Annotated in this window: 2 protein-coding genes and 1 pseudogene; 1 reads left to right on the forward strand and 2 read right to left on the reverse strand. The window is 39.6% G+C overall.

All coding sequences use genetic code 11. From position 1 onward, the window contains the following. The first annotated feature begins 54 nt into the window (after positions 1-54). Positions 55-893 (forward strand): annotated as a pseudogene (locus F6K51_RS36440) (IS5 family transposase). Positions 894-1,095: 202 nt separating this feature from the next. On the opposite strand, the gene F6K51_RS36445 reads toward F6K51_RS36440, so the two are convergent. Further along, a complete protein-coding gene (locus F6K51_RS36445) occupies positions 1,096-1,437 on the reverse strand; it encodes a XisI protein (RefSeq protein ID WP_008181118.1) in 342 nt (113 codons plus the stop codon). After that, complete coding sequence (locus tag F6K51_RS36450; RefSeq protein WP_293030833.1) at positions 1,425-1,844, reverse strand: element excision factor XisH family protein; 420 nt, start codon at positions 1,842-1,844, stop codon at positions 1,425-1,427. The genes F6K51_RS36445 and F6K51_RS36450 overlap by 13 nt, the downstream gene beginning before the upstream one ends. Positions 1,845-1,968 lie beyond the last annotated feature (124 nt).

Below are 1,968 nucleotides of genomic sequence, written 5' to 3' on the forward strand. Positions count from 1 at the left end.
ACTAGGGCGTGTCTGCAAACTGCTATACTGAAGTAAAATGATTCAGGTATTGTGATGAGAGCGCTCGCTGAAAAACTTGCCTCGACTGAGATCGCAAGAGGAGACTTAACAGATTCCCAATGGGAAAAAATTAAACCTTTGTTACCTCCTCAAAAAGCTTGGACAGGAAAACCAGCACATGACCATCGCCAGATCATAAATGGCATACTGTGGATTTTGAGAACAGGTGCGCCCTGGAGGGATTTACCAACCTCTTATGGAGTCCATAGTACGGTGTCAAGTCGGTTTTATCGTTGGCGAAAAGCGGGCATATGGGAGGAGATTTTGGCAAGTCTTCAGCAAATTGCCGACGCTGAGGGTCGGATCGATTGGGAAGTTCACATGGGTGATACTACAGTCGTGCGAGCACATCAACACGCAGCCGGAGCAAAAGGGGGCAAGACTCACAGGCACTAGGGAGGAGTAAGGGAGGATTCAGCACAAAAATTCATATTCGGTCGGAAGGATTGGGCAAACCAATGGTTTTTGCTCTAACATCAGGAGAACGCCATGATACCATTGGTTTTGATGATTTGCTTGCCCTCGGAAAAGTTAAACGTCAGGGTCGAGGAAGGCCAAAAAGCCGTTTTCGCTACTTTTTAGGTGATAAAGGATACAGTAGTAAAACTATTAGAGAAAAACTACGTCGTCGAGGTACAACTCCTATTATTCCCAGAAAAAGTAACGAAAAGAAACGAGAACGCTTCAACCGAGGACTATATAGAGAACGTAATCGGATTGAAAGACTAATTAACCGTCTCAAACAAAATCGACGAATAGCAACTCGCTATGAGAAATATGCAGTCAATTACCTAGCTATGTTGACTATTGCTTCTATATTACTCTGGCTTTAGTTGAAATCATGTTTTTTATGACTACTATAGATAAAAATAAATCTTTAAACTGTTGATCATAGAAAGATTTATGGTCAAGTTGAGCAAAACGTTTGCTTAGGGTCGGGCTTTGCCCAAATTCCTTTCCTTATGCTCGCGATTGCAAATCTCTCTAACCTAAATTATTGGGTTTGCAGACACGCCCTAGGTACTTAGTTGTGAATTAGGAAACGGCAAAGTCAGTTATTTTACGGCGTTCTAAGGTTTTAAAGGCAAGGACAATTTGTTGGGGTGAAATGCCTAGTTTTACCAGTTCGTTGGCGACTCCTTCTTCTGTGCCGTCTTGTTGAAGCCAAATTTTTTCGTTAATGATATCAATGTGAATCAAACTGCCGTAAATTCTTTGATTTTTGTGCCAACCTATTTCCATGAGGAGATAGTGATCTTTATTTTCGTCAATGATTAATTGAAGGTCGCTTTCGGGGTCATTTCCTAAAAATTCAACGTAGTCTTGTAAGACTTTGATAATGGCTTGTTTTAGATTAGTTTTGTTTAAGGTATCCATGTAATCACCTCCTCTTGATTGACGTCAAAGGTAAAAATTCGAATGATTTTATCTTCGATTAAAACTTGTCCTGCTTCTTCTTCAAACACTGATGATCTCACATCTTCTGGAACAGCTAAATAGAGTTTTCTTTCGGGTTCGTAGCGTACCAGTAGGTGTTCATACAAAACAAATTGACCCACTGCTTCCTCTAAATCTTTCATTTCTGATGCACTGCGGAAACTTTTGATTTCAACAGCAATTTTCTGGACACCTTTTTCCGCCGCAATGAGTCGTTCTGCCCCTAAGTCAATATATAAATTCTTTTTTCTAGTGAGTTTTAAACGATAGGGATCGTGGGTGATTGTCCAACCGTCTTTTTGAAGGGCATTGCGTACACTATCATGATAGTAGTCACGAACTTGCATGGTTATTGATTTAATAATTAATTTATTTATATTAATTTACTCTGACGATTACCGTTATGATTCGGGTATTATTAAGTTAGCAAAAAGTGATTATCCAAGGATCAAAAAGATTATTCATAGATGA

The sequence above is a fragment of the Moorena sp. SIO3I8 genome, from assembly GCF_010692325.1.
In the GTDB taxonomy this organism is placed as follows: domain Bacteria; phylum Cyanobacteriota; class Cyanobacteriia; order Cyanobacteriales; family Coleofasciculaceae; genus Moorena.